This is a genomic window from Vicinamibacteria bacterium (assembly GCA_035620555.1).
Taxonomy (GTDB): Bacteria; Acidobacteriota; Vicinamibacteria; order Marinacidobacterales; family SMYC01; genus DASPGQ01.
Map to the genome: position 1 here is coordinate 1 of DASPGQ010000257.1, position 4,203 is coordinate 4,203.

3 protein-coding genes are annotated in these 4,203 nt (G+C 61.6%); 2 read left to right on the plus strand and 1 reads right to left on the minus strand.

What is annotated here, in order from left to right; genetic code table 11:
• Positions 1-574: 574 nt before the first annotated feature.
• Positions 575-2,092: a BON domain-containing protein gene (locus tag VEK15_10710; GenBank protein HXV61156.1), complete on the plus strand. Its 1,518-nt coding sequence runs from the start codon at positions 575-577 to the stop codon at positions 2,090-2,092.
• Between the two features lie 5 nt (positions 2,093-2,097).
• Positions 2,098-3,888: a glycoside hydrolase family 15 protein gene (locus VEK15_10715; GenBank protein HXV61157.1), complete on the plus strand. Its 1,791-nt coding sequence runs from the start codon at positions 2,098-2,100 to the stop codon at positions 3,886-3,888.
• A gap of 42 nt (positions 3,889-3,930) precedes the next feature.
• Here the strand turns inward: VEK15_10715 and VEK15_10720 are convergent.
• A partial coding sequence (locus tag VEK15_10720; GenBank protein ID HXV61158.1) for a CBS domain-containing protein occupies positions 3,931-4,203 on the minus strand: 273 nt, incomplete at its 5' end.

Consider the following 4,203-nt stretch of genomic DNA (forward strand, 5'->3'; position numbering starts at 1 on the left):
CGGCTAGAAAGACCCACGATATATGCGTCTCCCGGATCGAGATCCCGGGCCCACACAGGTCGTCCTTCAAAGTTCCCATGCTAGAGCGATGTTGTTGGAACCCGGGTGTTTCGAGTATCCGACGAGACGCGTCTGCATTCCGGATTCCGGGCTGCGGCATTTCGTCTCCGCCATGATGTGCCGCCGCCCAAATGAATATCCCATGAGGGTGAGTGGGATCGATACGACGGTTCCCTGAGTCGACCTGAACGTCGTGTCCCGATTTCGGGTGTTCACCCGATTCGCTCCCCGGGCGCCGCGGTGTTGGTTGGAAGGTTCGGGAACTCCTTCGGGCTCGGCCAGCCCGCCCAGCGTCCAGTCGTTCTTCTCGAGTCCGCTGGAAATCGAGGACTCGGCGGTGAGGCAGTCGGCTCGAGTCGTGTTGGAAGCCGGCGATATCTGACTCTCGGCTACAGCCAAACCGGTAGCGTCCCCTAGGGTCTGCCGCCCCTCTTCCCTGCCGGAAACGCCGAATGTCGTCGTGGAGCGCCTTCGCGTTAAGGTCGTTGTCGAAAAGGAAAGGAAATAGACCGTTATGACCGACACAACCAGACTAAAGGCGCCTCTCGAGCGGGCGAGCAGGACGGCGAGACTGATCATGCTCGCAAGCTTCATGGCCTGTTCCGCAACCTTCGCGATCTTTCGAGCGCCACTGTTGGCTAATGTCGACGCTCTGACCGACGCCGAGATCACGGAAGCGATCGAGACGCAGTTCAGGATACAGAAGGGAGTTCCCTTCAATCGGATCGACGTCGAGACCGAGGACGGTGTCGTGACGCTCCGCGGCCTCGCTTTTCACGTTCTCGCCAAGGAGCGAGCTTCCGTTATGGCTCAGGGAGTCCGTGGCGTTCTCGGAGTGGTAAATCGCATCGCCGTCTTACCCCCGGCACGGTCCGATTCCAGCATCCGAAACGACATCACTCGTGCCCTCTTTCGTAATCGGGCCACCGAGGGTCGCGACGCTCGGATCTGGGTTCGAGAAGGCGAGGTGACATTGACGGGAACGGTCGAGTCGGCTCGAGAGAAAGAGCTCGTCGGCCTGGTCGCCAAGGGGATACTGGGTGTGAAGAGCGTCCAGAACGACATCGTCGTAGAGCCGGAGGCCTTGCGACCGGCGACAGAAATCAAGGAGGAGATCGTGGAGACGCTTCGCTGGGACACCTTGGTCGATGACGCGTTGATCGCCGTCCACGTGGACGACGCTGGCCGGGTGGCACTCGCCGGCGTCGTGGGCAGCGCGGCCGAGAAGGAGCGCGCGATCGAGCAGTCCCGTGTCCAGGGGGTCGTCGAAGTCACGGCCGCCGAGCTGGAAATCGATCCACGAGCACGGCGAGAGGAGCTGCGGGGCGATAAGTTCGCCCCAAGGACCGACGAAGAGATTCGGGCGGCAGTAGAAAGGGTGTTTCAACACGACCCCCGGGTCCGGCCGTTTCACCCGGTGGTAGCCGTTCGCGATGGAATCGTCACCTTGCGCGGCGTGGTCAATCAGTTGCGCGCACGACGCCTCGCCGAAGAAGACGCCCGCACGGTGAGAGGCGTCTGGCACGTCCGGAACCTCTTGAAGGTCAAGCCGGGTGATCCAGTGTCCGACGATGAGACCGCAGAAAACGTTCGCGAGACGCTTCGCCTCGACCCCTACGTCCAGCGTCGGGGCATCGAGGTCGCGGTCCACGATGGTGAAGTCCGATTAGAGGGCTCCGTCGGTTCGAAGTTCGAAAAACGGAGAGCGGAGTCTGCTGCTTCGATCGCAGCAGGGGTAGTCGCCGTCCACAATGAGTTGCGAGTCTCCCACGATGGCGCAAACGACGGAAAATCGGATTGGGCGATTGCAAGGGACATCCGACAGGAGTTGGCGTGGTCGCCTTTCGTCGCCGCCGATGACGTGCGGGTCGAAGTAGAGGACGGAACCGCGACGCTCTCCGGACGTGTGGACACCTGGATGGAGTGGAAAAGCGCCGAGGAGAATGCGTTCGAAGGAGGAGCAGCGGAGGTCCATAACCACTTGGAGGTTCGTTACGGCCCCGAGGCGCGACAGCCCAGCACCCAGAACTGAGCTCGATGCCGTCAGCCATCCAAGACTATGCCCTGATCGGCGACTGTCAGACCGCCGCTCTCGTCGGGAAAGACGGGTCCGTCGACTGGTTGTGCTTTCCCCGTTTCGATTCGGACGCTTGCTTCGCCGCTCTGCTGGGCACGCCCGAGAATGGCCGGTGGCGGCTCGCTCCCGCCGGGGACGTGAGGAACACCCGACGCCGATACCGTGATGACACGCTGGTCCTCGAGACGGATTTCGAAACCGAGGACGGTTCGGTCAAGCTGATCGACTTCATGCCTATTCGGACGAGCACTCCCGATCTGGTCCGAATCGTTGAAGGCAAACGTGGTCAGGTGCCGATGCAGATGGATCTCGTCATCCGTTTCGGCTACGGATCGATCGTGCCATGGCTGCGGCAGATCGACCACGGTATTCGTGCCGTCGCCGGGCCGGACACTCTCTATTGCCGCACGGACGTCGAGCTTCGCGGAGAGGACTTTCATACGGTCGCCGACTTCATGGTTTCGGCGGGACAGCGAGTCTCGTTCGATCTGACCTGGTGTAGGACCCGGCAGTCAGAGCCGCCCGAGAAGGATCCCGAAGAGAGCCTCCGGGAAACGGAATCATGGTGGCGAGAATGGTCGGGTCGCTGCACGTACCGCGGCGGCTGGAGGGATGCCGTCGTTCGGTCGCTGATCACTCTCAAGGCGCTGACTTACGCACCAACCGGGGGGCTGGTTGCCGCTCCGACGACTTCCCTCCCGGAGCAACTCGGTGGTGAACGGAACTGGGATTACCGCTACTGCTGGGTGCGGGACGCGACTCTCACATTGTATGCGTTGATGGTGGGCGGGTACACCGAAGAAGCCCACGAATGGCGAGAATGGCTGATCCACGCCGTCGCCGGCAGCCCGGCGGAAATGAACATCATGTACGGTCTAGCTGGCGAACGCCGTCTGGTCGAGCTCGAACTGGATTGGCTGCCTGGCTACGAACAGTCCTCTCCCGTTCGCATCGGCAACGCCGCCTATAAGCAGCACCAGCTGGATGTTTACGGCGAGATCATGGATGCCCTGCACTTCGCCCGCCGCACCGGCGTGCCCCACTCCGAGGATGGGTGGCGGGTTCAGCGGGCCCTGATGAGCTTTCTCGAGACCGACTGGCGAAAACCCGACGAGGGGATTTGGGAGGTCCGCGGGCCGCGACGCCACTTCACCCACTCGAAAATCATGGCGTGGGTAGCAATGGACCGAGGGGTCAAGGCGGTCGAGGAGTTCGGTCTGGATGGGCCCGTGGACAAATGGAAGCAACTGCGAGAGGAGATTCACGAACAGGTGTGTCGCGAGGGTTTCGATCCCGAGATGAACTCGTTCGTGCAGTACTACGGAGCCAAGCATCTGGATGCCAGCCTTCTGATGGCGCCTCTGGTTGGGTTCCTACCCCCGACCGACCCGCGGATGGAGGGGACGGTAGAAGCCATTCAGCAACGGTTGCTGCGGGATGGCTTCGTGGATCGCTATCTCACCCGCCCGGAGGTAGACGGCTTGCCTCCGGGAGAGGGAGGTTTTCTGATCTGTACCTTCTGGCTCGCGGATAACCTCGCTCTACAAGGACGCTACGACGAGGCTCGGGAGATCTTCGAACGGGTTCTAGACGTGCGCAACGACGTCGGTCTGCTCTCCGAAGAATACGATTCGAACGCGCGGAGGCTCGTTGGCAATTTCCCGCAGGCGTTTTCGCACCTCGGGCTGATCAACACGGCGCGCAACCTCTCCAAGACGGGTGGACCTGCCGAAGACCGGCCACGCCAGTAATCGCCCTTCGCCGTGGAATCGATTTCCATGGCGAGCGGGCGGTCATTCTGCCAACGCTTTGTGAACTTCCATCAGGCGCAAGAGCTCTTTGTGCGTGACCACTCCCTGGAGCTCTCCTCGCTCCATGACGAGCAACCGCTGCATTCCTTTCCCAAATCTTCCGAGAACCTCGAAGAGTGAGGTGTCGGGGCGGATGATGTGCTCGTCTCTCAGCGGCTCCATGGTGTCGCTGACGGTTCTCTTGTCACGCTCGGACTCGGGGACGTCTTTCACTCCCGAAAGCGTGATCACACCGACGGCGTCACCGTTTCGTGA